This window comes from Lichenifustis flavocetrariae (assembly GCF_026130545.1).
Lineage (GTDB): Bacteria > Pseudomonadota > Alphaproteobacteria > Rhizobiales > Beijerinckiaceae > Lichenihabitans > Lichenihabitans flavocetrariae.
In genome coordinates this window covers 37,817-63,486 of the sequence record NZ_JAMOIM010000007.1, presented here as the reverse complement: position 1 = coordinate 63,486, position 25,670 = coordinate 37,817, and the positions used below count along the sequence as shown (strand labels likewise).

The window sequence follows — 25,670 nt, the reverse complement described above, 5'->3', positions numbered from 1 at the left end:
CGCCGTTCCATTTCGTCTCGGCCGGGCATCTCGTCGCCGGTGAAGCGGGACGGACTCGGCCCGGCCGGCATTGTCGCCTTCTCGTCAGTGTGCTCCTGCCCCGCCGCTCTGCGCCTTCTTGGCGAACAGAAGGGCGACGACGGCGATGGCCAGCAGCACGCCGATCACCCCGAATGTGTCGCTGAAGCCCATGATCAAGGCCTGGCGCTTGACCGTCTGTCCCAGCGCGACGACAGCCTGCCGGGTCGCCTCGGCGCGGTCGGAGACGCCATGGGCCATGAAGTAGCTCGTCATCGTGTCGATCCGCTGGCGCACGATCTCGCGCGACAGCGTCACCGACTGGCCGATGATGTTCGAGCTGAACTGCTCGCGTTTGGTCAGCACGGTGGCGAGCGTCGCGGTGCCGATGGCGCCGCCGAGATTGCGCATCATGTTGGAGAGGCCCGAGGCCGCGCCCGCTTCGCTCGGGGCGATGCCTGCGGTGGTGATGGCGCTGATCGGCGTGATGATCAGCGCCTGCCCGATGGCCCGGACGATGTTGGGCAGCCAGAACTGGTCGCCGGAATTGTCGAGCGACAGCGTCGTGTTCATGAAGCAGCTCGCCGCGAAGATCGCGATGCCGAGACCGCCGATGTAGCGGGCGTCGAAACGCTTCATCAGCTTCGGCACGAAGGGGATCAGGATCAGCTGCGGCAGGCCGGTCCAAGCCAGCACGTTGCCGATCTGCTCGGCGTTGTAGCGCTGCACCTGCCCGAGATACTGCGGCAACAGGTACACCGTGCCGAACAGCGCGAAGCCGACCAGCACGTTGACCAGCACGCCGATGCCGAAATTGCGGCGGGCCAGCAGCCGCAGATTGACGAGCGGCTTCTCGACCGTGAGCTCAATCACGACGAAGGCGGTCAGGAACACCGCCGCCACGATGGCGAGGCGCAGGATGAAGGGTGAGGCGAACCAATCGTCCTTGTTGCCCTCCTCCAAAACCGTCTGGAACGCCGCGAGGCCGATCGCCATGGTGCCGATGCCGAACCAGTCGCCCTGCTTCAGGAGGCCGAGCTGCATCGGGGCGGCGTCGAGGGTGAGCGCGAGAGCCAGCACCATCACGGCGCTCGGCACGGCGTTGATGTAGAAGATCGTCTGCCAGCCGTAGTTCTCGGTGAGATAGCCGCCGATCGTCGGCCCGATGGCGGGCGCGAAGGTGACCGAGAGGGCAAAAATGGCGAGGCCAACGGGCTGCTGGAACTTCGGCAGCTTGGTCAGCACCATGGTGAAAGCCATGGGGATCAGGATGCCGCCCGCGAAACCCTGCAGGCCGCGCATGACGATCATCGAGCCGAGGTCATGCGTGAAGGCGCAGCCGATGGAGAACAGCGGGAACAGGACCGCGTTGACGAGCAGGTAGCGCCGGAACGAGAAGACGCGGCTGAGGTAGTCGGTGAGCGGGATCACCACGATCTCGCCGATGAGATAGGACGTCGAGATCCAGGCGCCGTTGTCGACGCCTGTCCCGATGCCGCCCTCGATATCGAGCAACGAGGCATTGGTGATTTGGATGTTCAGGATCGCCATGAAGGCGCCGATCATGCAGGCGCCGACGGCGATCCAATCCTTTGTGCTCGCTCCGGCCGGTGTGCGGGCCGGGATAGCGAGGGTGGCATTGGCGGTGATGCTGGTCGACATCTTTCGGCCCTCCGGGCCCGTGGTGGTTTGCGTCACGTCCGCCGGGACGGTCAGTCCGCGTTCGCCTGCTTGGCGGCTGGCGCCTGCTTGGTGTCGATGCTCGGCGTCACCGACATGCCGGGCCGCAGGTCGCTCGAACGGGCGTTGCCGCCGTCGAGCGTGATCTTCACGGGGATGCGCTGCACCACTTTGGTGAAGTTGCCGGTGGCGTTGTCGGGCGGCAGCAACGCGAAGGTCTGGCCGCTGGCGGGCGCGAGACTGTCGACGTGGCCGTGGAAGCTGCGGCCGGGAAACATGTCGACGTCGATCTCGACCGGCTGGCCGCGCCTGACATCGGTCAGCTGCGTCTCCTTAAAGTTGCCAACCACGTAGGCCCCGTCGGACGGCACGACCGACATCAGCTGCGTGCCCGCCTGCACATATTGGCCGACCCGCAAGGTGCGGTTCCCCACGACGCCGTCGACCGGCGCGACGATGCTGGCATAGCCGAGGTTGAGTTCGGCCTGGTCCTCGACAGCCTGGGCATGGCCGAGCGCGGCGTCCGCCTGGGCGAGTTCCGCCTTCTGCAGCGCGACCTGCTTCACGGCCGCGGCCAGTGCCGCCGTGTCGCGCACGATGCTGGCGCGAGCCGCGGCGATGCGAGAGGCGGCGCCCTGCTGGTTCTGCACCGAGCCGTAGCCGGAGGTCGCGAGCGCGCTGTAGCGGATGTTCTCCTGCTCGGCGAAGGTCTGGTTGGCCTCGTCGACCGTGATGGTCGCCCGCGCGCTGTCGATGATCGACTGTTGCGCGTCGATGGTCGCCTGCTTGGCCGCGATCGTGGCACGCGCGGCGGCGACGTCGGCCTTGGCTTGTTCGAGCGCCACCTTGTAGTCGCGGTCGTCGATGCGGGCCAGCACCTGACCAGCCTTCACGGTTTCGTTGTCACCGACCAGCACGGCTCCGAGATAGCCGGAGATCTTTGGAGCGATCGTGATGTTGTCGGCCTGCACATAGGCGTCGTCTGTCGCGACGTGGAAGCGGCCGACCGTCCAGTAGTCGTGGCCGTAGTAGGCGCCGGCCGCGATAGCGGCGAGGCTGGCGCCGACGAGCAGAATGCGCCGCAGCGGCTTCTTTGCCGGAAGCGCCGGGGTGGACACGGCGGGAACCGTTTCGGCGGGCGTCTCGCCTTTGGCTCGACCGAGCACCTCTTCCGCCTTGATCTCACGCTCGATCTCGAATTGTCCGGGATGCCGTGTCATCGCCATCACTCCTGGGAGACAGACGGACCAACGGGACCGTTGTCATCAACATTAGGAAACTTGATATTCTCCAAAATAGACGTCATCTTTGGTTTGTCAACGGCCACTGGATGGTTTCGATGAACGTCATGGACAGCACACGCCGGCCGCGAGGCCGCCCCCAAGCGCGACCCGACGCGGAGACCCGCCATGTCATCGCCGAAGCGGCCCGTGCGGAGTTCATGGCCAACGGCTACGCGAGCACCGGCATGGATGCCGTGGCCAAGCGCGCGGGCGTCTCGAAGAAGACCCTCTATCGCCTGGTGCCGACCAAGGCGGCGCTGTTCAAGGCGTCAGTGGCGGACCGGATCGATAGCTTCCTGCTGGCGGTCGACCCAGACATCCTGGCCCTGTTGGACATTGAGGCCGGGATCGAGCGTATCCTGCACGAGTTCGGGCGGCTGACGCTGGCCGTGGACACGATCGCCATCCAACGGCTCGTCCTGGCCGAGAGCGACCGCTTTCCGGATCTCGCGACGGATTTCTACGCCGCTGCGATCGTCGCGACCCATACGAACATGACGCGCTATCTCACCCGTATGCGGGACGAGGGCGCGCTCGTCCTCGACGATCCCCATGTCGCGGCCGGGATGTTGCGCGGCATGATGATCATGGAGCCGCAGCGTGCAGCGATGCTGGGCCAACGAGGAGCGCCAACCGAGAGCGAGATCGCCGCCCGGGCAACGGCCTGCGCCCGCCTTTTCCTACACGGTTGCCGGCCTTAGCCCAGGCCCGCGCGGCGAAGTCGGTGGAACCGCCCGACCTCGCTCGATCACGCATCTTGTCGGGCGATTCCTATCAGGTTCCCCGTTGCAGCGGCGCCAGCCCGACCGCGAAGAAGTCTTCGAGAGGCCCATTGTCGTTCGTGACTTTCATGCGGACGACGGCACCCTGCCAGCTATTTATGAGGAAGCGTGCGGTGCGCTCCGGATCGATGTGCCCGTGGATGTCGCCCGCGGCCTGACCGTCCCGAATGGCCGTCGCGGCCAGGCCGGTCCAATGGTCGAACAGTTGGGCGACGGCGTTTCGGATGAGCGGCGTCTGATCTGAGGCTTCGGTCGCGAGCGTCTCGAAGAGACACCCCGTGCCGTACCCGTATCCCTTGTAGCTCGCGGCCATGAACGCGAACTGGCCGCGTAGCCGATCCATCGGCGCAATGCTGGCGTCGGCGAGCATCTCCGTCCGCACCCCTTGCGCGTAGATGCCGAGGACTTCGAGCGCGAGCAGTTCCTTCGATTTGAAGTAGTTGTAGAAGGAGCCCTTCGGCACGCCCGCCTGCTCGACGATGTTCTGCACGCTGCAGGCGTTGAAGCCCAGCACGTGGAAGCGATCCAACGCGGCGTTGACGATCTTCTCTCTGACGCTCGACGCCATTGTCCCGGGCCTGATCCGCCTGCTCTGAGAGGCAACGACCGGCAGCCGGTCGGTCCGTCTGTTTAGGCGAATACGCGAAGAGCGCAATTCGTGCCTTGACACACGTCGGTCATCTCAAACTAATATGACCGGTCGTCTTAGTATCGGCTGCCGCGCCGATCGTCTCTTTCCGCCGACATGAAGGTCGCACGCCATGGGTGGAGGCCTCAAAGCCGAACTCGGCTCCTACGGCGATCGGATCGCCGAGGCCTTCCATCTTGACGCCGCTCCCACATTGCGGGCTCGAACGCTGCACGGAGCGCCGATCGCCGTCACCGAATTGCGATGCGACCGCGATGGCTTGGGAGTCACATCGCCCCTCGTGCCCGAGGAGGCGTTCGTCGTCGCTCTTCAGCTGCAGCCCTATCATGGTCGCCTTTGGGTGGCTGGACGCCGCATCTCGACCGAGCCGATGCAGGCGGGCGCCATCGGCGTCCATGATATCAGCCAGAGCACGATCGCGGATCTCCAGACCTCGTTCCACTGCCTGCAGTTCTACCTGCCGCAGACGGCCTTGGACAAAGTGGCGCGCGATGCAGGCCATCGGGCGGGCGGAGGGCTGAATTCCTCACGGTCGGGGGGCATTACAGACCCCGTCCTTCACACCCTTGGGCTCAGCCTCCTGCCATCGCTGGAGGAGCCGGCGACGGCCGATCCGCTTTTCGTGGATCATGTCTCGTGGGCGCTGACCGCTCATGTCTGCCGCTTCTACGGTGGGCTCCCAGTCCATCCCAACCGCCGCACTCCCTGCCTTGCGCCGTGGCAAGAAAAGCTCGTGAAGGAGGTGATGGCGGCGCGGCTTGACGGCGCGCTGACACTGACCGAGTTGGCTGCCCTCTGTCAGCTCTCCGTCAGTCACTTCACCCGGGCGTTCGGCAACACGGTCGGCACGCCGCCCTATCGCTGGTTGCTCGACCGGCGTCTGGAGCGGGCGATGGCGCTGCTGTCCGGGGCGGGTTTGTCCTTGATAGAGATCTCCCTCGCCTGTGGTTTCGCCAATCAGAGCCATTTCACGCGGACGTTCACCCGATACATCGGGGTGAGTCCCGGCGAGTGGCGTCGACAGCAGGCCCGCAAGCCATGAAAACCTCGGGTCTCGGCGCTGCGGGCGCAGGATCGGGCAATCCAGGATCGCATCGGGAAAGACCTGCGCGCCGTGATCGCTAGGGTCGTGGCTGTCGCCCCAAACGGGCGCTCTCAGCATCGCCGCTCCTTCGACGGGTTCCAGCCGCATGACGACAAGCCGACCCGTCCTCGTCACTGGTGCGACCGGTGGGTTCACCATCGCGGCGCTCAAGCCATATGCGGTGCCGATCCGCGCGATGGTGCGCCGGGACGACGTGGGAAATCTCTTCTCTGTGGTCCGTGGCCACTACAGCCGTCCGGACCTGCTCAGCCTGCTGATCGATCGCGAACCGCGCATGCATTTGCGGGGGCGAACTCGGTCACACCGGCAAAGAGCCACCGAGGATGGCGGCTCCGCATCGCTGCGGCGCCTCGGCTTCGAAACGGTGCGCGAGCTCCTGTGAGCCGACCCTCGATGATCGATCTCCCGTCCGCGAAGCCGTCGTGAGCCGGCCCACGATCCTGGTCACGGGCGCGACCGGCAAGACCGGACGCGCGGTCGTGGCCCAATTGCGCGAGAAAAACTGGCCGGTGCGCGCCGTCGTGCGAGCCCGTGACGGGCGCAGCGAAGCTCTCGACCGGCTCGGAGCCGAAACCGTCGTCGCCGACATGTTCGACCCCGACCAGATGCTGGCCGCCGTGCAGGGATGCACGCGCGCCTACTATCTGCCGCCCTTCGACCCCTACATGATCCAGGCCGTCGCGGTCTTCGCCGTGGCGGCACGCGCGGCCAGGCTCGAACACATCGTTGGCCTGACCCAGTGGACAGCGAGCCCGGCCCATCCCTCGCTCGCGACACGCCAGAACTGGCTCATGAACAACCTGTTCGCGATGATCCCGAGCGTCGCGCATACGATCGTCAACCCCGGCTATTTCGCCGACAACTACCTCAACCTGATCGGCTTCGCGGCGCACCTCGGCGTGTTCCCGACGCTGACCGGCGACAGCCGAAACGCGCCGCCCTCGAACGAGGACATCGCCCGCGTCGCCGTCGCGGCGCTGATCGATCCTGACAGGCATGCGGGCAAGAGCTATCGCCCGACCGGGCCGGCGCTGCTCTCGGCGACCGACATGGCCGCGATCCTCGGCCAGGTCCTGCGGCGGAAGGTCAGGCGGCTCGACATGCCGTTCTGGCTGTTCCTGAAGGCGGCGCGCCTGCGCGGCCTTCCCGCCTTCGACATGAGCGGCTTCCGCTTCTACGTCGAGGACCACAAGCAGGGCGCCTTCGAATTCGGCGCACCAACGACCGACGTTTTCGATGTGACGGGGCAACCGGCCGAGGATTTCGAGACGACGGCGCGCCGCTACGCCGCCACCCCGGCCGCGAAGCGCACGCTGGCCAATGGCGTGAGAGCCTTCGCCGACTTCATGCGCACGCCGCTCTCGCCGGGCTACGACCTCGATGCCTACGATCGCCGCATGCGTTTCCCGGTGCCGCCGGCGCCGCGCTTCGTGATGCAGGACGCGCGCTGGAAGGCCGAGCACGACGCGCAGGTGACCAGGGCCGCGAGCGTCCAGCCGCTCCGCCGGGACTCCGCATGACCGCGGCGCTGTTCCTCGCCTATCTTCTGCTGGTCGCGGGCGCGGTGCTCGTCGGGTCGTTCAGGCTGCTCCCTCGCCCGACGATGTGGCGCATCCTGGCCGGGCTTCTCGCGTGGCTCGCCTACGTCGGCGTGCTCGGCTTGTCCGGCGTGCTTCGCAATCCCGCTCTCAAGCCGCCGGGCAGCGCCTTCGTGCTCCTGCCGGTCGTCCTCTTCCTCGTTCTGGTTGTCATCCGTTCGGCTGCCGCCGGGCGGATCGCGCGGGCCGTCCCGCTGCCGCTTCTGATCGCCGCGGAGGCCTTTCGGATCGGCGTCGAACTGTTCTTCCATCAGCTTTGGATCGACGGTCTTGTCCCCAAGATGCTGACCTTCGAGGGGGCGAATGTCGACATCTTCATCGGCCTGTCGGCGCCGCTTGCCGCCTGGGCGTCGACCAGGGGGAGCAAGGGACACCGCGTCGCGTTCGTCTGGAATATCCTGGGGCTGCTGGCGCTCGCCAATGTCGCGACGCGCGCGGTGCTCTCCGCGCCCGGTCCGCTGAACGTCATCCACGCCGAGGTGCCGAACCTGTCGATCGGCACCTTCCCGTTTGTCTACATCGCCGGCTTCTTCGCGCCCCTCGCGGTCACGCTGCACATTCTGGCGATCCGCGCCCTGATGTCGGCCACCCACACGATGCGCAACGCCGACCGTGATGTTCGATCGTCCGACAGCCTGCAATCAAGGGAGACGGCATGAAAGAGTCCGAGGTATTCGGCCTGAGCGTCGTGCTCGCCCTGTCGGCGTGGGCGGTCGTCTGCGCGACCACCGTCTGGCCTCGCCTTCGTGGCCGGACATTGGCCGAGGCGGCCCAACCGATCCTCATCCTCCATCTCTTCCGCTTTGTCGGCTTGTCCTTCCTGATTCCCGGCGTCGCCGGACCAAGCCTCTCGCGAGCTTTCGCGGAGCCGGGTGCCTACGGCGACCTGCTGACCGTCTTCCTCGCCTGGGTGGCACTCGGATCGCGGCGCCATCCCTTCGGCGTCGCGGCCCTGTGGGCCTTCAACGTCTGGGGCACGCTCGACCTCCTCTACGCCTTCTACAAGGGTGCGTTCGGGCCTGGCTTCCAGCCGTCGTTCCTCGGGGCGACGTTCTACATCCCCACCGTCTACGTGCCGCTCCTCCTCTGCACGCACGCCATGCTGTTCGTCCTTCTGCTGAGACCTTCGCGGAGCGATCAGGCAGCAAGGGTCGCTTGAGCCGGTGATCCCGCCTTTCGCCTTCCTCTCTGCCAGGGCTGTCCATGCAGCCATCCGGCCCCGCCCGATCGACCACGCGACGCGATGTCCCGCGCGGCACCGCCGCCGCGGCCGCCACCGTGCCGCTGACCGGTCTCATCCCCGAACCAGCGACGGCAGCCCCGTCTCGACCCACCATCCAGGACCAACGGCGCATGACGACATTCACCACCCATGACGGCACGTCGATCTTCTACAAGGACTGGGGGAAGGGTCAGCCCATCGTCTTCTCCCATGGCTGGCCGCTGACGGCCGATGCCTGGGACGCGCAGATGCTCTTCCTCGGCGAACACGGCTACCGCGTCATCGCCCACGATCGCCGCGGCCATGGCCGTTCGAGCCAGACCTGGGCAGGCAATGACATGGACACCTATGCCGATGATCTGGCGGCCCTCATCGATCACCTCGACCTGCACGAGGCGGTGCTGGTCGGCCATTCCACCGGCGGCGGCGAAGTGGCCCGTACCATCGGCCGCCACGGCACGAGCCGGATCGCCAAGGCCGTGCTGATCAGCGCCGTTCCCCCGCACATGGCCAAGACCGACGCCAACCCCGAGGGTGCCCCCATGGCGGTCTTCGACGGCCTGCGGGCGAGCCTCATCGGCGACCGCGCCCAGTTCTACCGTGAATTGCCCATGGCCTTCTTCGGCTACAACCGGCCCAACGCCAAAGTCTCGCAGGGTCAGATCGACTCCTTCTGGGCGCAGGGCATGATGGGGAGCGCCAAGAGCCAGTACGACTGCATCAAGGCCTTCTCCGAGACGGACTTCACCGGCGACCTCAAGAAGATCACCGTGCCGTCGCTGATCATGCAGGGCGACGACGACCAGATCGTCCCGATCCAGATCGCGTCGCTACGTACCATCAAGGTCGTGCCGCATGGCACTCTCAAGGTTTATCCGGGCGCGCCGCACGGCCTGTGCGTGACCCATGCCGACCAGGTGAACGCCGACCTGCTGGCCTTCCTGAAGAGCTGAAACTCTCAGGCCCTTCCTACCGGACGAAGACTCACCACGATTGGAGTTTCCGCATGAAAGTCATGGCCATCGGTACGCTCAAGCCGCTCACGGACGAGCAGCGCAAGACGTATCTGCCCAAGGAAGTGCCCGCGACGCTCCAGCTCTATCTGGACGGAAAGATGGAGCAGTTCTGGCTTCGCGGCGGTGAAGCCGGCGTCATCTTCCTGATGAGCGTCGACTCGGTCGCGGAGGCCGACGCGCTGCTCAAGGGGCTGCCGCTCGGCCAGGCAAACCTCCTGACCTTCGACCTGCTGCCGATCGGGCCGCTCGCCCCGCTCGGCATGTTGATCAAGTAGATCCAAGTGACCGTCACGCCCGAACTCACGGCCCTGGCGGTCATCACACGGCATGGCGCTGATGTGGGTGCCCATGTACTCGGCCGGATCGTGACGTTGGGCCTTGCCGCGGCGCTGGGCAATCCAGGTTCCGGCCACCCCACCGGCGCGCGTTGGGCCGATCGGGTGCACAGCGCGCATCTCACGCCGTCGAGAACCTGGCGGTTTTCGCGCCCCTCGTGCTGATTGCCGCGATCGCAGGAGTGAGCACGCCCGCGACGGTGCTCGCGGCCCAGGTCTACGTTGCCGCCCGCCTTGCGCATTACCTTATCTACGCCGCCGGCATTCCCGTCGCGCGGATCTTCACATTCCTGTCGTCCTTGCACCGGCGAAGCGTCTCAGGACTTATGCTTCCCTCCGCATAGCTTTGCCGTCCCTGGTGGACGCTTGCCTCCTGGAACCTCGTTTTCCTCGACCAGTACCCCTACGCTCGATGCCGCAGGGAGCGACCAGGAGAACGCGGGGGAGGTTCCTCGGGCTCGACGATACAGGGCCTCTCAGAATTCCTGGGAGCGGTCGGGCGGGAATGCGGCGACGACCGCATCGATGAAGCTGCGCAGCTTCGGGGTCTTGCGCCGGTCTGCTCGGAACAGCAGGTGCATGGGGCGGGACGGCGTCTGGAAGTCGGGCAGGATGCGGACCAGCTGGCCGGCCGCGAGGGCCTGGCGCACGACATCCTCGGCGATCAGAACGATGCCGAACCCATCGAGCGCCGCCGTCAGCAGGGCCTTGGCATCGCTGACCCGAAGCCGGCTTCGAACCTGGGGCTCGAAGGCTTGGCCTTCGCGGACAAAGCGCCAGGGATAGTTGGTCGGCTGCGACCAGTGAGCATGGCCGAGGCACTCATGCGCGTCGAGGTCGGAGGGTTCGCGCGGGGTGCCCCGTTCGCGCAGGTAGGTCGGGGCCGCGCAGGCGACGAGACGGAAGGGCGTCAGTTCATGGGCCGCCAGGCTGCCGTCGGCCAGCGGGCCGGTCCGGAACACCGCTTCGAACTCGTCATCGTCGAGGTCGACGAACCGGTCACTGAGAACGAGATCGACTTCGACGTTCCGGTGCTCGCGCAGGTAGCGCGTCACCACCGGCATGAGACTCTCGACGCCGAAGGACACCGGAGCATTGATCCGGAGACGGCCGCGCGGCTCTCCCTTCGTTTCCTCGGCCAGGGCATCGGCCCAATCCACGTCGGCCAGCACGATCTTGCACCGGTCGTAGAAGCTCCGGCCGATCTCGGTGAGGCTCTGTCGCCGGGTGGTCCGATTGAGCAGGCGCGTCCCGAGCCGGGCCTCCAGAAAGCTCACATGCTTGGCGACCATTTGCGGCGAGATGCCGAGCGCGGTCGCGGTTGCGGCGAATGACCCGCGTTCAACCACCGTCACGTAGGCCGCCATACTGGTCAGTCGATCCATTCCCTCCTCCTGGTAGCGACACCAAGCACCAATTCGATCATTCACATACGAGAGCCGCTAAATACATTCCTAGCAGACCGGCGACACCGCCGCGAGAATAGGGAGCTCATCATGAGGATCGGCATCATCGGCTCGGGCCAGATCGGCGGGACACTCACACGACGGTTGCGTGCTGTCGGGCACGAGGTTGCGGTGGCCAATTCGCGCGGCCCCGCCTCCCTCAAGGATTTGATGCGGGAGACCGGCGCCAGGGCTGTCTCGCTGGACGAGGTCGTGCAGCACAAGGATATCGTGGTGGTGGCGGTGCCCACCAACCGCATCCCGGACCTGCCCCGCGGCCTCTTCGCCGACGCAAAGGTGGAGCTGGTCGTCATCGATGCCAGCAACTACTACCCGCGGCAGCGCGACGGCCGCATCGCCGGGATCGAGGATGGCCCGACGGAAAGCGGCTGGGTCGAGCAACAACTCCGCCGCCCCGTCATCAAGGCGTTCAACACGATCCTGGCCAAGCATCTTCTTGAAGGCGGCAAGCCCGCAGGCGCGGCGGGCCGCATCGCCCTTGCGGTTGCCGGCGACGACCCGATTGCCAAGGCGGCGGCGATGCGGCTGATCGACGAGATCGGGTTCGATGCGGTCGATGCCGGGTCGATCGCCGAGTCCTGGCGCCAGCAGCCCGGCTCACCGGGCTATCTGAAGGATTTTGACAGCGCAGGCGTGCGACAGGCGCTCGCCGAGGCCGTACACGAGCGCGGTCCCGAGTGGCGCGCGACAGCGAAGAGCCCGGGAAGCTACGAATCTCCTGCTTGATGCCGGAGCCGCTTCCACGTCCATTCCAATCAGAGAGGCGCGTCATGCTGTTTCACCGCACGTTATCAAGAGCTGCCGTCGTCGGAACGATCGTCCTTGGCACAAGCCTCATCGGACCCAACCAGGCGGGCAGAGCGGTCGCACAGACCCCGCCGGCGGCCGCTCCGGCCGGGATGTCGGCAAACGATCGCCTGATCCAACTCGGCCCGGAAGGCAAGGCGCTGGCGCAGCGCGCCGGGACATGGGATGCGACCTTCACGAGTTGGGACACCCCCGGTGCCGCGCCTGTCACGACGGGCGGCCTCGTCGCCGAGCGCGAGATGATCGGGCCGATGCTCCAGGAACGGCTGCACACGGTCGCGGGCGTGGTTCCGGCCTGGACGAGGATCGACGACATCACCTTCAACCGCACCGAGGGGCGCTGGGACTATATGTCGATGGACACGCGCGCTGCCGCCGGGATGATGCCGGCCTGGAGCCTTGATCACGATCCGGCGGAACGGATCTTCGTCAGCTTCCAACCCTTTGCTCTGCCGGGAAACGGACCCGAAGCCACGGGGCAGATGATGCGCATGGAAGAGATCATCACCACCGAGGATGCAGATCACGAGGTGAAGGACCAGTACTTCACCCCGGCGGACGGCACCGGCACAAAATGGTTGGCCAAGCGCTATTCCTATGTCCGGCGACATTCACAATAAGGGCGTCGCCATGGCTGCCTTCGCCGCAGCCGCTTAGCCCGGTTGCGCGGTCGTTCCACGGACAGCTCAAGCCAAAGAACTGCCTGGAAGCAGCCCGCCCGGACGCGTGATGTGCCTCTATCGCCTGAGACCAACAGAGCGCTTTCATGTCATCTTTGATGAAGATGCTGTTTCTTGCCATTCTGCTGTTCGGGCGACCGGTCGACATCTCCATCGTGCCGCTGCTGTAGACGCCGGAGCGCACAGAGCCCAGCAACAAGCTGCCTCGTGTTCCACGATATCAATGCTCACGAATGGAAAGCTCTCATTTTGCGCCAGCTTGAGCCGTAGAACGTCCGGCATGAACGCGCCAATCCAGCCATTCTCGATGCTCAATGCCGATCTCGACAGCGACCCTCGCTCGACCGTTTAGTCTCCGGCGGCGATCAGTGCCGGCGATGCGGGTTCGCCCCCAACGGTATGATACGCGTCGACCACATTGGCGGCGGTCACGGAGAGGCCTGGCAAAACGATCCAAGGCGGCACCGGCTGGCCAGTCAGGGCCGCAACCGCCGCGACGGCCGCGGCATGGCCTTGCTCGAACGGGCGCTGCGCGGCGATGCCTTTGACGATGTCTCCACGGATCAGCGCGTCCGCGACTGCTTTTCCCAGATCGACGGTCGTCATCGCCGGGCGCCGCGGCCGGCGCGAAATTTCGCGCAGCGACTCGACGGCCGGCTCATCCCAGACAACGAAAACACCGTCCAGATCGGGGTGGCAATCAAGGTAGGGACCTACGACCAATCCGGATTGCGCTGGCGTTTCGAACTTCACTTGGGTCAGCACGATGTCCGGTCGCTCGCGCTGCATCCATTTGGAGAAGGCGATTTCGCGCTGCGCCGTCGCGAAGAAGTCGATCTTGTAGGCGACGATGCCCACCGTTCCTCCCGATGGAACGTAAGGCGACAGCAGGCTCGCCGCGATCTGCCCCAGGCCGAAATTGTCGCACGAGACGACGCTGACGTAGTCCGCCTCCGGCAGGAGGCCGGAGGGCGCGTTGTCCAGCAGGATGAGCTTGATCCCGGCGGCCGACACCGCGCGAAACGCGCGTGACACGGCGCTTCCGCCGAACGGAATGCCGATCACGGCGTCGGGCCTTTCACGCACGAGCCGTTCGATGGCTTTGACCTGTGTGGCTGAATCGTAGGCGCAGTCGATGACGTCGACAACGGCTGCACCCGCCTCGGTGAGGCCCGCGCGAATGCCGGCGATCTGCCGTTTTGACCAGTCGGAGGTCGTTGTGTGCAGGACGACGGCGATCCGGTAGGCCCCTTCGCGGGCGCGTCGCAGAGCCTCGGGAGACAGGTCGATTGTTTCGGGGGTCGCCGGCCTCTCGCCGTGCGGGCCAAGCCCTGCGAAAAGGGGGCGGGTCGATGCGGGTGTCGACTCGTGGATCGTCGGCATCGGTTCCGTCCCGTTCGCCGCGCTCTGGATGGCCGGCTTCGATGGCAAGCCTACCGACCGGCGGTGCACTCTGCAAATGTCGGTCGGCCGTCATGCCTGCACGGCGCGGCGTGCGTCTTCGAGCAAACGAAGCACGTCGGGATGCGCGAGGGGCGAACCCGACGTGATCCAGCCTTCCAGGATGTCCGGCGCGAAAAGCGCGTCAAGAGCGACCTCGGCCGCCCCGATGAGGCCGGAAGAACGCCCCGTGCGGGAGCGCACGATGGCGAGGTCTCGCGTCAGCAGCGGTTGGGAATGCCGATAGATTCCCTCGCGGATCGCGGCGATGCAGATATCGCCCGTTTGCGCCAACTCGCCGCCGATGACGACGATCGACGGATTGAGCACGTTGACGAGCGTCGCCAAAACGGTGCCAATCGAACGTCCGGTGCGTGCCAGGAGATCGGCCGAGAACGGGTCGCCGAACCGGGTCGCCGTGCCGACGTCCGCGACCGTGACAACGCCGGTCTTCCGCAGCGTTTCGGCCAACACGCGGCTGCGGCCGTCGGTCGCGGCGCGCAGCCCTTCCCGCGCGACGGCCTCGCATCCGGCGACGGCCTGCAGGCAGCCGACATTGCCGCAGCCGCAGATCGCCGTTTGGGCGTCCGCAACGTAGACATGCCCGATGCCGCCCGCGATCCCGTGAGCACCGCGGTGGAGCCGACCATTTGAGAGAAATCCGGCGTTGATCTCGGTGCCGAGATCGACGAACAGCATGTCCCGGTTCTGCGCGTGCGTCAGCGCGCCGATCTCCCCCATGGTCGCGACCTGGACGGCACTGCGCGCCCAGAGCGGCGCCGCGAAGCGGTCGGCCAGCCGTTCCACCAGGCGGGCGTCGTGCCAGTCCGGAATGGCACCCACGTCGGGCAATTCGATTCCGCCATTGCCGTGCGACGTGACCGGCCCTGGCAGGCCGAGGCTGATTCCCCACAATCCGGCCGCGCCATCCTGGTCGAGCGACCAGGTGAACAGCGCGTCCACTCGCCGGAACAGCGCCTCCGCCGACATGCCGACATCGATGTCTTCGTAATGCTCCAGGACCAACTGTCCCTCGAGGTCGGCAAGTCCGACGCCGATCGTGTCGCGATCGATATTGGCCACCAGAAGCCGGCCGGCCTCTGCGCGAAAACGGACCAGCCGCGGGGCGCGCCCTCCGACCGATCGCCCCACAGCGCGATTGTCGATCAGACCGAAACCTTCGAGCGTCGCCAGACGATCAGCAACGACGGCGCGGCCCAAGCGGGCGTCGCGCTCGATATCCAGCCGGGTGGTTGCGCCGCCCTTGCGCACCAGGTTGAGGATCGCCGCGAGGCTCTGACGCTCCGATTCGGCAGCCCGCACCCGATCGGTCGCAGCAACGGGCGGCGCCGCGCGTGTTGCTCCCGAGGAGGCAACTCTCGACCCACGTCGCACCTCGGGTTTTGCCACCACAACTCCGTTTCCCACGACGCTGCTTTCCACATCTGGTCAGGCAGGCACCCCACTTGAACAATCAAGATATGCCGTAAAGAAGCAACCCCATGTTGACTTTCGCATATTATCAGCATATCGAAGACTGACAACGACATAACAGAGATGGCTTAAGCCGCGTTGCAAAGGGAGGTCACCATGACCTGGAAGCTCGCCTATCACGCCAATTGCTGGGGACCGCTCGGGGGCGATGCCGTGGGCGTCACGTCGGTGACGCGACTGGCCTACCGGACCTTCGGCGACATGGCCCGGGCGGCGCGCGACATCGCAGCCGCGGGCTACGACGGGATCGAGTTCTTCGACGGGAATGTGCTCGACGGCGCGGGCGACGACTACGCCACGATTCGGCGCATTCTTGCGGAGACGAAACTTGCCCTCGTCGCGCTCTACAGCGGCGGCAACCTGATCTTCCCCGATATCCTGCCCGAAGAGCTCGCTCGCATCACGAAAGCCGCCGATGCCGCGCAGGCGCTTGGCGCTGAGCATCTCGTGGTCGGCGGCGGCGCGCGGAGGTTCGACGGCACGCGCCCGGCGGATTACGACGCGCTCGCCTCGGCGCTCGACAAGGTCGTCACGATTGCCGAGGCGCGGGGGCTGCGTGCGCAGTACCATCCCCACCTCTCCACCATCGTCGAGAACCCCGACGAGGTGCGGACGATCTTCGAGAAGACCGGCATCGGCTTCTGCCCCGACACCGCTCATCTCGCCGCGGCCGGCGGCGACGTCGCCGCGATGGTGCGCGAGCATGCGTCCCGCATTTCCTACGTCCACCTCAAGGGCTGGCAGCGCGAGCCGTTCGCCTTCACGCCGGTCGATGTCGGCGATTGCGACAACGGCGCCGTGATCCGGGCGCTGAAGGACATCGGCTACGCCGGCTGGGTCTGCAACGAACTCGACAGCTGGCCTGATCCCATCGGCGCGGCGCGCGAGAGCCACGCCTTCGTCACCTCTGAAGCGGCCAGAGGCTGACCTTCGGGCCGGTCCTCCGGCCCGCAACGATCAATATTCAATCATCAAGGGAGATCACATGCGCCTCGCCTCATTGCTCCAATCGACGGCCCTTTGCCTCACGCTCGGTCTCGGCCTTGCGACCAGCGCACATGCGACCGACCCCGCGACTGCCATTCAGGAGGTCGGCAAGCACGTCATGAGCCTCGGTCCCAACGGCGAGAAGCCGGAGCCGGCCTCCTCGGTCACCTTGAGCGCCGATGAACTCGCGAAGATCAAGGGCATGCACGCCAAGGCCGCCATCGTGATGCATTATGCCGGCAATGACTGGTCGCAGGCGCAGATCGAGGGGTTGAAGGCGCAGTTCGCCACTATGAGCATCGATGTCGTGGCCACGACGGATGCCGGGTTCAAGCCGGACAAGCAGGTCGCCGACATCGAGACCGTGCTGGCCCAGAAACCCAACATCATCGTCTCGATCCCGACCGACCCGGTCGCGACCGCCACCGAATACAAGGCCGCCGCAGACGCGGGCGTGAAGCTTGTCTTCATGGACAACGTGCCGAAGGGATTCACGGCCGGCAAGGAGTACGTCAGCGTCGTCTCAGCCGACAACTACGGCAACGGCGTTGCGACGGCGCATCTTCTGGCGCAGGCGCTCGGCGGCAAGGGCGACGTCGGCTTGATCTTCCACGCGGCCGACTTCTTCGTCACGAAACAGCGCTACGACGCGGTGAAGAAGACCCTCGCCGAGAACTATCCCGAAATCCACATCGTGGCCGAACAGGGCATCGGCGGTCCTGATTTCTCCGGCGACGCCGAAAAGGCCGCCGGCGCCATGCTGGTGTCGCACCGATCGATCAAGGGCATCTGGGCGGTGTGGGACGTGCCGGCCGAAGGCGTCATCGCCGCTGCCAGCACAAATGGTCGCGACGATCTCATCGTCACCAATTGCGACCTCGGCGAGAACGTCGCGATCAACATGGCGAGCGACGGCGTGATCAAGGGCTTGTCGGCACAGCGCCCTTACGACCAGGGCGTGACCGAAGCGATGCTGGCGGGCTACGGCCTGCTCGGCAAGGCGGCCCCCGCCTATGTGGCGCTGCCCGCGCTGCCGGTCACAAAGGCGAACCTCGCCGACGCTTGGCAACAAGTCTACCACAAGCCCGTCACCGACAAGATCAAGAAGAGCATGTGAGCAATTGCTCCCTTCTCCCGCGTGAGCGGGAGAAGGTGTCGCGACGCAGTCGTGACGGATGAGGGCCGGCGCTGCCCTCGACCATCCTAGCCCCGCGCGCCGAGCCGACCCTCATCCGACCCTCGCTGACGCGAGGGCCACCTTCTCCCGTTCGCACGGGAGAAGGGATCTCTTGGGCCTCCGTCATGTCATCCACACCCGACGCCGTCCACATGATCAACGTGTCGAAGCACTTCGGCGGTGTTCGCGCTCTCGACGGCGTGAGCTTCACGGTCGAGCCGGGCGAAGTCCATGCGCTGCTCGGCGAGAACGGAGCCGGCAAGTCGACCATTCTGAAGATCCTGCGCGGCGTGCAGCCGCCGACCTCCGGCACGATCGAGATCGGTGGCGTGCCGCTGACCATCTATTCCCCGGAAGCCTCGCGCGCAGCCGGCGTTGCGATGGCGTTCCAGGAGATGAGCCTCGTGCCGACCCTGACGGTCGCACAGAACGTCTTCCTCACCCGTGAGATCAAGGCCGGTGGCCTGATCGACGACAAAGCCGCGATCGCCGAGACCAGGAAACTGTTCGCCGCGATGGGCGTGGCCATCGATCCGACCCGCAAGGTCGCCGACATCCCGGCTGGCCACAAACAGCTGACCGAGATCATCAAGGCCACCTCGCAGCCCTGCCGGGTGCTGGTGCTCGACGAGCCGACGACCGCCTTGTCGCAGACCGAGGTCGATCGGCTGTTCGACTACGTGCGTCAGTTGCGCGGAAAGGGTGTCGCCATCGTCTACGTGTCGCACCGGATGGACGAGATCTTCCGGATCGCTGACCGCGCCACGATCCTGCGCGACGGCAAGCACATCGTCACCGCACCGATGTCCGAGTTCACGCTCGACAGCATGATTGCCCACATCATCGGCCGCCGCTCGCGCGGCTTTTCCGACGTGACGCGCGAGACCGCAACCCTCGGGGAGGCCTTGCTCGAAACCCGCGATCTCTCAGGTGAGCAGAAGCCGCGGGCGGTGAACATCACGCTTCACCGCGGCGAGGTCGTGGGTGTCGCGGGGCTGCTCGGTAGCGGGCGCTCCTCCCTTGCGCGGTTGATCTGCGGCATCCAGCCGATCGTCTCGGGCGAGATCCGCATCAAGGGCAAGCCGGTTGCCATCGCCAAGCCGCGCGACGCGATCGAGGCCGGGATCGCGCTGGTGCCGGAGGACCGGGCGCGTCAGGGTTTCGTCGCCTTCCATTCGGTCGAGAGCAACATCGGCCTGCCCAGTCTCGACCGTCTGTCCAAGGCGACGTGGGTCGATCGTGCCAAGGCGGCGGCCCTTGCGGAAAATTCGATCAAGCGGCTGCGCATCAAGACGGATTCCCGCAAGGCGACGGTGAAAACCCTGTCGGGCGGCAATGCGCAGAAAGTCGTGATCGCCAAATGGCTCGCGACCGAGCCCGATGTGCTGATCCTCGACGAACCCACGGCGGGCATCGACATCGGTTCAAAAAGTGAGATCGTCACGCTGATCCGCGACCTTGCCAAATCCGGCAAGGCGATCCTGGTGCTGTCGTCGGAGCTGCAGGAGCTGCTCGCCGCCTGCGACCGCATTCTCGTCATGTCCGACGGGCGCATCGTGCGCGACATCGCGCGTCACGAGCTAGACGATCCCGCCAATCCCGACTCGATCGACGCGCTCCAGCACGCCGAAAGCAAGCTTAACAAAGCCATGCAGGAAGCCCGGGGAGGGGCCGTTCAATGACCGATTCCGCCATGCCGGCCCACAAGGCGCCGTCCCCGATCGCCAACTGGCGCGACTACATCATCTACATCGGCTTCGTCGCGATCTTCATCATCTTCGCGGCGACGCTCGGAGAGCGAGGCTTCCTCGACCCCAACAACCTCCTCAACATCATCCGCCAGACTGCCATCATCGCGGTCGTGTCGGTGGCGATGACCTTCGTGCTCGGCACCGCCGAGATCGACCTCTCGGTAGGCGCCGTGGCCGGCCTCGCCTCGGTCGCGACCGCAATGGGGATCGACCATTTCGGCATCCTCGGCGGGATCGTCTGCGGCCTCGGCACCGGCGCGATCGTGGGCGCCATCAATGGCTGGCTGACGACGGGGATCGGCATCCCGTCGTTCCTGACGACCCTCGCCATGATGGGCATCGCCCGCGGCGTCGCCATGTGGATCAGCGCCACGGCCGCGATCCCGATCCTCGACAAGTCCTATGCCTCCGTCTTCGGCGGCGGCAACCTCGGGCCGGTGCCGAGCCTGCTGATCTGGATGGTGGCCTTCGGCATCGTCGGCCATGTCGTGCTGCGCCGGACGACCTTCGGGCGCCGTGTGCTGGCGACCGGCGGCAACGAGACCTCGGCACGCTATTCGGGCGTCGACACCGTCTCCATCAAATTCCGCGTGCTCATGCTGTCGAGCGTCGCGGCAGCGGTGGCGGGAATGCTCTACGCGGGGCGGCTGCATTCAGGCCGCTTCCAGTTCGGCGAGGGGGACGAACTCTCGGTGATCGCGGCGGCCGTGCTCGGCGGCACCAGCCTGTTCGGCGGGGCCGGCACCGTGGTCGGCTCCATCATGGGCGCACTGATGATCGGCCTCATTAACAACGGCCTCGTGCTGATGGGCCTGGAGTTCAGCCAGCAGCTCATCGCCCGCGGCGCGATCATCATCATCGCGGTCGCGATCAGCCAGACCAAGAAGCGGTAACCGGACGCTAACTAAAACATCCCGAGGAAGCCTATGCCCGACACCTTCTTCAATCCGCAACAGCGCGCCACGATCGAGGCCGCGATGGCGCGGATCATCCCCACCGACGAGACGCCGGGTGCCCGCGAGGCCGGCTGCATCGACTTCCTCGATCGCTACCTGTCCGGCCTCGGCTACATCTTCGCCAAGCCGGATGGCTCGGGCTTCGAAGTCCTGGAGGGCCGCAGCGCCGACGCCTGGATGCAGCGCATCGAGATCATGCGCGCCCGCTACGTCGAGGGGATCCGGGATCTCGATGCCCGCGCCCAAGCGCACTTCGCAGCTGATTTCGTCGCTCTGACACCAGACCAGCAGGACACCGTGCTGCGCGGCGTCGAGGCCGGCGGCACGGGCCAGCCCACGACCCTGACGCCCAACGATGCGCTCGCCGGCCCCGTCTCGGCGGAGCCCGCCTTGCAGCAGACCTCCACCGAGGTCGAACTCGACTTCCTGCCGCTGCTGATCACCCACACGCGCCAGGGCTTCTACGCCGACCCCATCTACGGCGGCAACAAAGGGCAGATCGGCTGGAAGGTCATCGGCTTTCCCGGGCCGGCCTCGATGAAGGACGTCCACACCGGCCGCTACACCACCTTGCAATATTTCGCCGAAGGCGAGGCCGAGAAGGTCAAGGAGTTCCACGATGGCCTTTAAGACCAAACCCGCGAGAACCGACGTCGTCATCATCGGGGCAGGGGCTTCGGGTGCCGCAGCCGCCAAGGTGCTATGCGAAGCGGGCGTGAACGTTGTCGCGCTCGAAAAAGGGCCGTGGCGCACCAAGGAGACGTTCGGCGGCGACGAGCTCGCCAACATCAACCGCTACAACCTGTGGCCGGACCCGATCCTCAACCCGCGCACCTGGCGCGAGACCGCGGCCGACGCCGCGCGAGCCGAGAACTTCTGCCCCGTGCCGCAGATGGTGGGCGGCGGCACGGTCCACTGGCAGGGCTGGCTGCCTCGTTTCACCGAGAACGACTTCCGCATGCGCACCGTCGCCGGTGACCTGCCGGGCGCGAGTCTCGCGGACTGGCCGATCACCTACGACGAACTGGAACCCTACTACCTCAAGGTCGAGTGGGCCTTCGGGGTCTCGGGCGAGGCGGGCGCCAACAGATTCGAGTCGCGCCGGTCGGGCGGTTATCCCTGCCCGCCCATGCCGCGCTCGCGCTATGCCGACAAATTCATGAATGGCTGCGCGGCGCTCGGCTGGAACGCCTTCCCGACCCCCCAAGCCGCCCTCTCGCGCCCCTTCAACGGCCGCAAGGCGACGGTGGTCAGCGCCTTCGCCCAGCAGCACGGGGACCCGACCGGCACGCGCTCCTCCGCGCTCAACGTCTTCGTGCCGGACGCGATCGCAACAGGACGCTACGACCTGCGCCCCGATTCCTACGTTCGCGAACTCGTGCTCGACGTCACCGGCCGGATCAAGGCGGCGGTCTACCAGGACGCCGACGGTGATACGTTCGAGCAGGAAGCGGATGTCTTCATCCTCGCCTGTGGCGCGATGGAGACCGCTCGGCTGATGCTGCTGTCGCGATCCGGCCGCTTCCCCAATGGCCTTGCCAATGGCAGCGACCTCGTCGGCCGCAACGTCACCTTCCACGAATATTCGGCGGCCGTCGGCACCTATGATGATCCGGTCTATGCCTGGGCGGGCGGCGGCTATGTCAGCGCCTCGACGTTCCAGCACTACGAGCACGACGCTGCGCGCGGCTTCGTGTCCGGGGGTCATATCGCGGTCGCGGGCGTCGGCATTCCGCTCCCCATCAACTGGCGGCTGCCGGGTACACCCGCCTGGGGCGCGGAAGCCAAGCGGATTGACCGAGAGAATTATAGCCACTCGCTCGCCATCGCCATGGTGCTGCACGATATGCCCCAACACGACAACCGCATCGACCTCGACGACACGGTCGTCGACGCCTGGGGCTTGCCGGTGGCGCGCACGACGTTGAAAGCGCACCAGAACGACCTCGCCCAGGGCCGCTACCTCATCGACCGCGGCGCCGACATCCTGGAGGCCAGCGGGGCGCGGACGGTCACCAAGGTCTATGCCGACCGCGTCACGGGCAACTGCTCGCACCAGCATGGCACGGCTCGCATGGGCGACGACCCGAACACCAGCGTGCTCAACAGGTGGTGCCGCGCCCACGAAGTCGAAAACCTCTATGCGGTCGACGGCTCGCCGTTTCCGACCGGGACAGGCGCCAATCCCACCCTCACCATCATGGCCAATGCCTGGCGTGTGGCGGACAAGATCATCGCCGAGCGGGGCGCACCGGCGCGGGCCTGAGCCGCCTCACATCTCAACGGAACGCGCGGTGCTCTCGGCACTCCAGGACACCGGGCGAGAGGTGAGGCCAAGCTGGCGATCAATGCGGTGATGAAGGACAATTGCTCAGCGCGGATCGCGTGGCCCTCGCTCGGATGACGGCATGAGCACGAAGAGATTGTCGGGGGGGCGCCGGCCGCAGGGCCATAACGAAGCAGCGGTCGAACCGGCAAACCGCATCTCGCCGGAAGGCCCCTACGAGACCGGCCGAACAGAGCTCGATGGACGCCCTGCCAAGCGGGACCTGTTCTGTTTCCCCGACCTGATCCTCGCCATTCAGGACGTGAGCCAGGCGACTCTCGGGCTTCGGCAGGGCGAGCGCGAACTGCGCATGATCACAGAGCTCGTGCGCAGCCACGACCTCGGGCGTATCGTTACGAGCACGTCGCTCGCGGCCTCGTCGGGCCTGACCTATGGCACGGCGATGCGGGCGATCGATGATCTGGTCCAGCGCGGCCTCATCGTGAAGCGCGCCAAAACGGAGACCGATCGCTCCTTCTCCCTGCATCCCTCGCTCGATCTTCTCGCACGGTGGCAACGCTTCGCCCGTACGACCGAGGAACTGATGCGCCGCCGGTTCGTCGCCGACGCGGCCAGTGGGTCGCCCCCGCGTGCCACGAAGGCGGACCCGACCGTGATCGCCCCCCTCCCGGTCCTGGATGCCAAGCTTCCACTCGGCCGTGCGCTGCGCGTGCTCGTCCACGCCGATCCGACCTTCACGGCGATGAACGCGCTGCGGCGCCACTTCGAAATGGTGCTCGGCGTTCCTATCGCCAGTCGCGCGGTCTCCATCGACCGCCTGCGCGCGGAGATCATCACCAACAGCCGCCGCGCGGTGTCCAACTACGACATCGTCGCCTGCGACCTGCCCTGGTTCGGGGAGATGGCGCAAGCCAACCGCTTCATCGCACTCGACAGCGTCTCGGCGCATGCGCCGCTCGACGCCGCCGACATTTATCCCGACGCATTGGCAAGTTCCCGCTTTCGCGGCCGGCCCTACGGCGTTCCCATCATGACGACCGCCGAAATGCTGGTCTACCGCACGGACCTGGCCGACAAGGCCGGGGTCGAGCCGCCACGCACGACCGAGGCGCTGGTGGCGGCAGCCCGCCGCCTCCACACCCCGTCGCGAGGCATCAGCGGCATCGCCTGGAATGGCGGGCGCGGGACGCCGGTCGGTCATACCTTCATCATGACGATGAGCGCCTTCGGCCGCCCGATTCTCAACCTGCGGCGCACCGCGGACGGTTTCGACGCCGAGCGGATCGAGGGAGAGCAGATGCGGCCCGCCTTCCTGTCGCCCGAAGCGCGGGAGACGGCGGCCTACCTGCTCGAACTCAAAGCCTTTTCGCCACCCGACGTGCTGCAAATGGCCTGGTACGACCGTGCCGTCGCCTATGCGCGAGGCCGGGCCGCCATGGCTTATTCACACACGCTGCTGGCGCCCCTCTTCGAGGTCGACGCCGGCGCCGCCGCCTATCGGAGAGCCGGATACCTGCCTCACCCCGCCGGGCCGCGCGGGCGTCCGATCGTTCCGATGGGCGGCTACGCGCTCGCCATTCCCACGAACATCGCGCCCGAACGGGTGGCGCCGGTTTGGAATGCGCTGCGCACCCTGACGTCGGCCAGCGCGTCGAAGCTCTACCTCGTCAACGGCAGTCTCGCCAGCCCGCGCGTCAGCGTGAGCAAGGATCCCGACATCCGCGCGCTATCGCCGGTGATCGGCGCCGTCGACGAGTTCAACAGGCAGGGCATCTTCCGCATGTGGCCGCGCCGCCCGCACCCTGCATCGCGGAGGTGATCGCGATCGCGGGAGACGAGATCCACCATCTTTTGTCTGGCAGCAAGGCCTTGGACCAAGCCCTTGCCGACGCACAGAACCGGGCCGACCAGTTGATGCGGTCGCAGGGTTTCTACTGAGGAACGACGATTCAGGATGGACGAATGGCGAGGTTCCATCCCGCGATGACCTGATCGGGCTCCCGCGACGCCGTTTGATATCGTCCGTCGTGGACATTGGCTCCAAACAATCCAGATTGGATGGATCTGCCGCTTCCTCCCCCGTGTGCCCACCGCTAAACCCTTGGCCATGGAGGTCGGCCTTGCCGCCTCCCAGCGCCGGCAGTGTCCGGCGACCCGATGAAATCACAAAACGACGCGGCCCGCGGGGCAAGTGGCGCAACCGCTCGCGCGCTGCCGGATCGCGTCGAAGGGAGCCATCGATGTCCCGCGCCAATCGCATGAAGGCGGTGTTCTTGCCTGGCAACAAGCGCGTCGAGATCCGCGCCGTCGAGGTGCCGACGCCGAGTCCAGGAGAAGTGCTGGTGGCGGTGCGGGCCTCCTGCATCTGCCGCAGCGACCTTTCCCTTTACTACGGCAACGCGGTCGTCGGGGGCGATGCGGCCGGCGCCTGCGTGACCGGTCACGAGCCGGCTGGTGACGTTGTCGCGGTCGGCGCCGGCGTCAACCACACCAAGGTCGGCGACCGCGTCGCGGTCTACCTCGGTGTCGGCTGCGGCGTCTGCGAGTTCTGCCGCCAAGGCAACTACTTCCTCTGCGCGAAGTGGACCTGCATCGGCTTCACGGCCGACGGCGGCAATGCCGAATTTATCGTCGTGCCCGAGCGCAACTGCCTGAAGATCCCGGACTGGATGTCCTATGTCGCGGCTGCGATTTCGACCGATGCCTTCGGGACCCTCTACAGCGCCTGCAAGAAGCTCGGCATTTCGTGCTGACAGGTGGCGGTCCCGGCACCTCCACCTCGCTGATCAACCTCGACCTCTACCGCATTACCCTGCAGAACTTCGACGTCGGTGCCGCCGCCGCGCTCGGCATCTGCTTCCTCGTCGTCCTGTCCGTCATCATGGGCCGGCTGCTCGCGGTGCTGAACCGCAACACCGACATCCTGGAGGATTGAGC

26 protein-coding genes are annotated in these 25,670 nt (G+C 66.3%); 20 read left to right on the top strand and 6 right to left on the bottom strand.

Translation table 11 applies throughout. The features are described 5' to 3' along the window. Positions 1–84: 84 nt before the first annotated feature. Positions 85–1,680, bottom strand: a complete 1,596-nt coding sequence (locus M8523_RS12270) for an MDR family MFS transporter (RefSeq protein WP_282585159.1) — start codon at positions 1,678–1,680, stop codon at positions 85–87. 50 nt (positions 1,681–1,730) lie between these two features. After that, entirely contained in the window at positions 1,731–2,918 is a 1,188-nt protein-coding gene (locus tag M8523_RS12265; protein WP_282585158.1) for an HlyD family secretion protein, read from the bottom strand. Between the two features lie 119 nt (positions 2,919–3,037). Between M8523_RS12265 and M8523_RS12260 the strand changes: the two genes are divergently transcribed. After that, the gene (locus M8523_RS12260; protein ID WP_428350395.1) at positions 3,038–3,682 is read left to right on the top strand and encodes a TetR/AcrR family transcriptional regulator; all 645 of its coding nucleotides are present in this window, start codon (positions 3,038–3,040) and stop codon (positions 3,680–3,682) included. A 73-nt stretch (positions 3,683–3,755) separates the two neighbouring features. On the opposite strand, the gene M8523_RS12255 is transcribed toward M8523_RS12260, so the two are convergent. Continuing rightward, positions 3,756–4,331 (bottom strand): TetR/AcrR family transcriptional regulator, encoded by a 576-nt coding sequence (locus tag M8523_RS12255; RefSeq protein WP_282585156.1) that lies wholly within the window; start codon positions 4,329–4,331, stop codon positions 3,756–3,758. A gap of 193 nt (positions 4,332–4,524) precedes the next feature. Between M8523_RS12255 and M8523_RS12250 the strand changes: the two genes are divergently transcribed. The 8 genes from M8523_RS12250 (at position 4,525) to M8523_RS12215 (ending at position 10,032) form a co-directional block, all read left to right on the top strand. After that, positions 4,525–5,454, top strand: a complete 930-nt coding sequence (locus tag M8523_RS12250) for a helix-turn-helix transcriptional regulator (protein ID WP_282585155.1) — start codon at positions 4,525–4,527, stop codon at positions 5,452–5,454. A gap of 148 nt (positions 5,455–5,602) precedes the next feature. Further along, positions 5,603–5,899 carry a hypothetical protein gene (locus M8523_RS12245; RefSeq protein WP_282585154.1) on the top strand — a complete coding sequence of 99 codons (297 nt, stop codon included), beginning with the start codon at positions 5,603–5,605 and terminating at the stop codon, positions 5,897–5,899. Positions 5,900–5,939: 40 nt separating this feature from the next. After that, positions 5,940–7,037 (top strand): NmrA family NAD(P)-binding protein, encoded by a 1,098-nt coding sequence (locus tag M8523_RS12240; RefSeq protein ID WP_282585153.1) that lies wholly within the window; start codon positions 5,940–5,942, stop codon positions 7,035–7,037. Next, positions 7,034–7,774, top strand: coding sequence for a DUF8737 domain-containing protein (locus M8523_RS12235; RefSeq protein ID WP_282585152.1), 741 nt, complete (start codon positions 7,034–7,036; stop codon positions 7,772–7,774). The genes M8523_RS12240 and M8523_RS12235 overlap by 4 nt, the downstream gene beginning before the upstream one ends. After that, positions 7,771–8,274 (top strand): DUF8737 domain-containing protein, encoded by a 504-nt coding sequence (locus M8523_RS12230; RefSeq protein WP_282585151.1) that lies wholly within the window; start codon positions 7,771–7,773, stop codon positions 8,272–8,274. The genes M8523_RS12235 and M8523_RS12230 overlap by 4 nt, the downstream gene beginning before the upstream one ends. 194 nt (positions 8,275–8,468) lie before the next feature. Beyond that, positions 8,469–9,290 carry an alpha/beta fold hydrolase gene (locus M8523_RS12225; protein WP_282585349.1) on the top strand — a complete coding sequence of 274 codons (822 nt, stop codon included), beginning with the start codon at positions 8,469–8,471 and terminating at the stop codon, positions 9,288–9,290. 53 nt (positions 9,291–9,343) lie between these two features. Further along, a complete protein-coding gene (locus M8523_RS12220) occupies positions 9,344–9,628 on the top strand; it encodes a hypothetical protein (protein ID WP_282585150.1) in 285 nt (94 codons plus the stop codon). Between the two features lie 152 nt (positions 9,629–9,780). Then, on the top strand, positions 9,781–10,032 hold the full coding sequence (locus M8523_RS12215; protein ID WP_282585149.1) for an MAPEG family protein: 252 nt from the start codon (positions 9,781–9,783) through the stop codon (positions 10,030–10,032). A 132-nt stretch (positions 10,033–10,164) separates the two neighbouring features. On the opposite strand, the gene M8523_RS12210 is transcribed toward M8523_RS12215, so the two are convergent. Then, positions 10,165–11,073, bottom strand: a complete 909-nt coding sequence (locus tag M8523_RS12210) for a LysR family transcriptional regulator (protein ID WP_282585148.1) — start codon at positions 11,071–11,073, stop codon at positions 10,165–10,167. A gap of 111 nt (positions 11,074–11,184) precedes the next feature. Here M8523_RS12210 and M8523_RS12205 point away from each other — a divergent pair, with 111 nt between their 5' ends. Both M8523_RS12205 and M8523_RS12200 read left to right on the top strand, forming a co-directional pair. Further along, a complete protein-coding gene (locus tag M8523_RS12205; RefSeq protein WP_282585147.1) occupies positions 11,185–11,880 on the top strand; it encodes an NADPH-dependent F420 reductase in 696 nt (231 codons plus the stop codon). Positions 11,881–11,924: 44 nt separating this feature from the next. Further along, positions 11,925–12,581 carry a DUF1579 family protein gene (locus tag M8523_RS12200; protein WP_282585146.1) on the top strand — a complete coding sequence of 219 codons (657 nt, stop codon included), beginning with the start codon at positions 11,925–11,927 and terminating at the stop codon, positions 12,579–12,581. Positions 12,582–12,989: 408 nt separating this feature from the next. On the opposite strand, the gene M8523_RS12195 is transcribed toward M8523_RS12200, so the two are convergent. Next, the gene (locus M8523_RS12195; RefSeq protein ID WP_282585145.1) at positions 12,990–14,024 is read right to left on the bottom strand and encodes a substrate-binding domain-containing protein; all 1,035 of its coding nucleotides are present in this window, start codon (positions 14,022–14,024) and stop codon (positions 12,990–12,992) included. 90 nt (positions 14,025–14,114) lie between these two features. Further along, complete coding sequence (locus tag M8523_RS12190) at positions 14,115–15,491, bottom strand: ROK family protein (RefSeq protein ID WP_282585144.1); 1,377 nt, start codon at positions 15,489–15,491, stop codon at positions 14,115–14,117. Positions 15,492–15,671: 180 nt separating this feature from the next. Between M8523_RS12190 and M8523_RS12185 the strand changes: the two genes are divergently transcribed. The 9 genes from M8523_RS12185 (at position 15,672) to M8523_RS12145 (ending at position 25,668) form a co-directional block, all read left to right on the top strand. Beyond that, positions 15,672–16,502 (top strand): sugar phosphate isomerase/epimerase family protein, encoded by an 831-nt coding sequence (locus M8523_RS12185; protein ID WP_282585143.1) that lies wholly within the window; start codon positions 15,672–15,674, stop codon positions 16,500–16,502. A gap of 58 nt (positions 16,503–16,560) precedes the next feature. Then, positions 16,561–17,679, top strand: a complete 1,119-nt coding sequence (locus M8523_RS12180) for a substrate-binding domain-containing protein (RefSeq protein WP_282585142.1) — start codon at positions 16,561–16,563, stop codon at positions 17,677–17,679. Between the two features lie 185 nt (positions 17,680–17,864). Further along, positions 17,865–19,421, top strand: a complete 1,557-nt coding sequence (locus M8523_RS12175) for a sugar ABC transporter ATP-binding protein (protein WP_282585141.1) — start codon at positions 17,865–17,867, stop codon at positions 19,419–19,421. Continuing rightward, a complete protein-coding gene (locus tag M8523_RS12170) occupies positions 19,418–20,383 on the top strand; it encodes an ABC transporter permease (RefSeq protein WP_282585140.1) in 966 nt (321 codons plus the stop codon). The genes M8523_RS12175 and M8523_RS12170 overlap by 4 nt, the downstream gene beginning before the upstream one ends. Positions 20,384–20,416: 33 nt before the next feature. After that, complete coding sequence (locus tag M8523_RS12165) at positions 20,417–21,076, top strand: gluconate 2-dehydrogenase subunit 3 family protein (RefSeq protein WP_282585139.1); 660 nt, start codon at positions 20,417–20,419, stop codon at positions 21,074–21,076. Continuing rightward, a complete protein-coding gene (locus M8523_RS12160; protein ID WP_282585138.1) occupies positions 21,066–22,712 on the top strand; it encodes a GMC family oxidoreductase in 1,647 nt (548 codons plus the stop codon). Before M8523_RS12165 ends, M8523_RS12160 begins: the two co-directional genes overlap by 11 nt. A 142-nt stretch (positions 22,713–22,854) precedes the next feature. After that, positions 22,855–24,552, top strand: coding sequence for an ABC transporter substrate-binding protein (locus M8523_RS12155; RefSeq protein WP_282585137.1), 1,698 nt, complete (start codon positions 22,855–22,857; stop codon positions 24,550–24,552). A gap of 421 nt (positions 24,553–24,973) precedes the next feature. Further along, the gene (locus tag M8523_RS12150) at positions 24,974–25,486 is read left to right on the top strand and encodes an alcohol dehydrogenase catalytic domain-containing protein (RefSeq protein WP_282585136.1); all 513 of its coding nucleotides are present in this window, start codon (positions 24,974–24,976) and stop codon (positions 25,484–25,486) included. Further along, positions 25,480–25,668, top strand: coding sequence for a hypothetical protein (locus M8523_RS12145; RefSeq protein WP_282585135.1), 189 nt, complete (start codon positions 25,480–25,482; stop codon positions 25,666–25,668). Before M8523_RS12150 ends, M8523_RS12145 begins: the two co-directional genes overlap by 7 nt. The last annotated feature ends 2 nt before the right edge of the window (positions 25,669–25,670 follow it).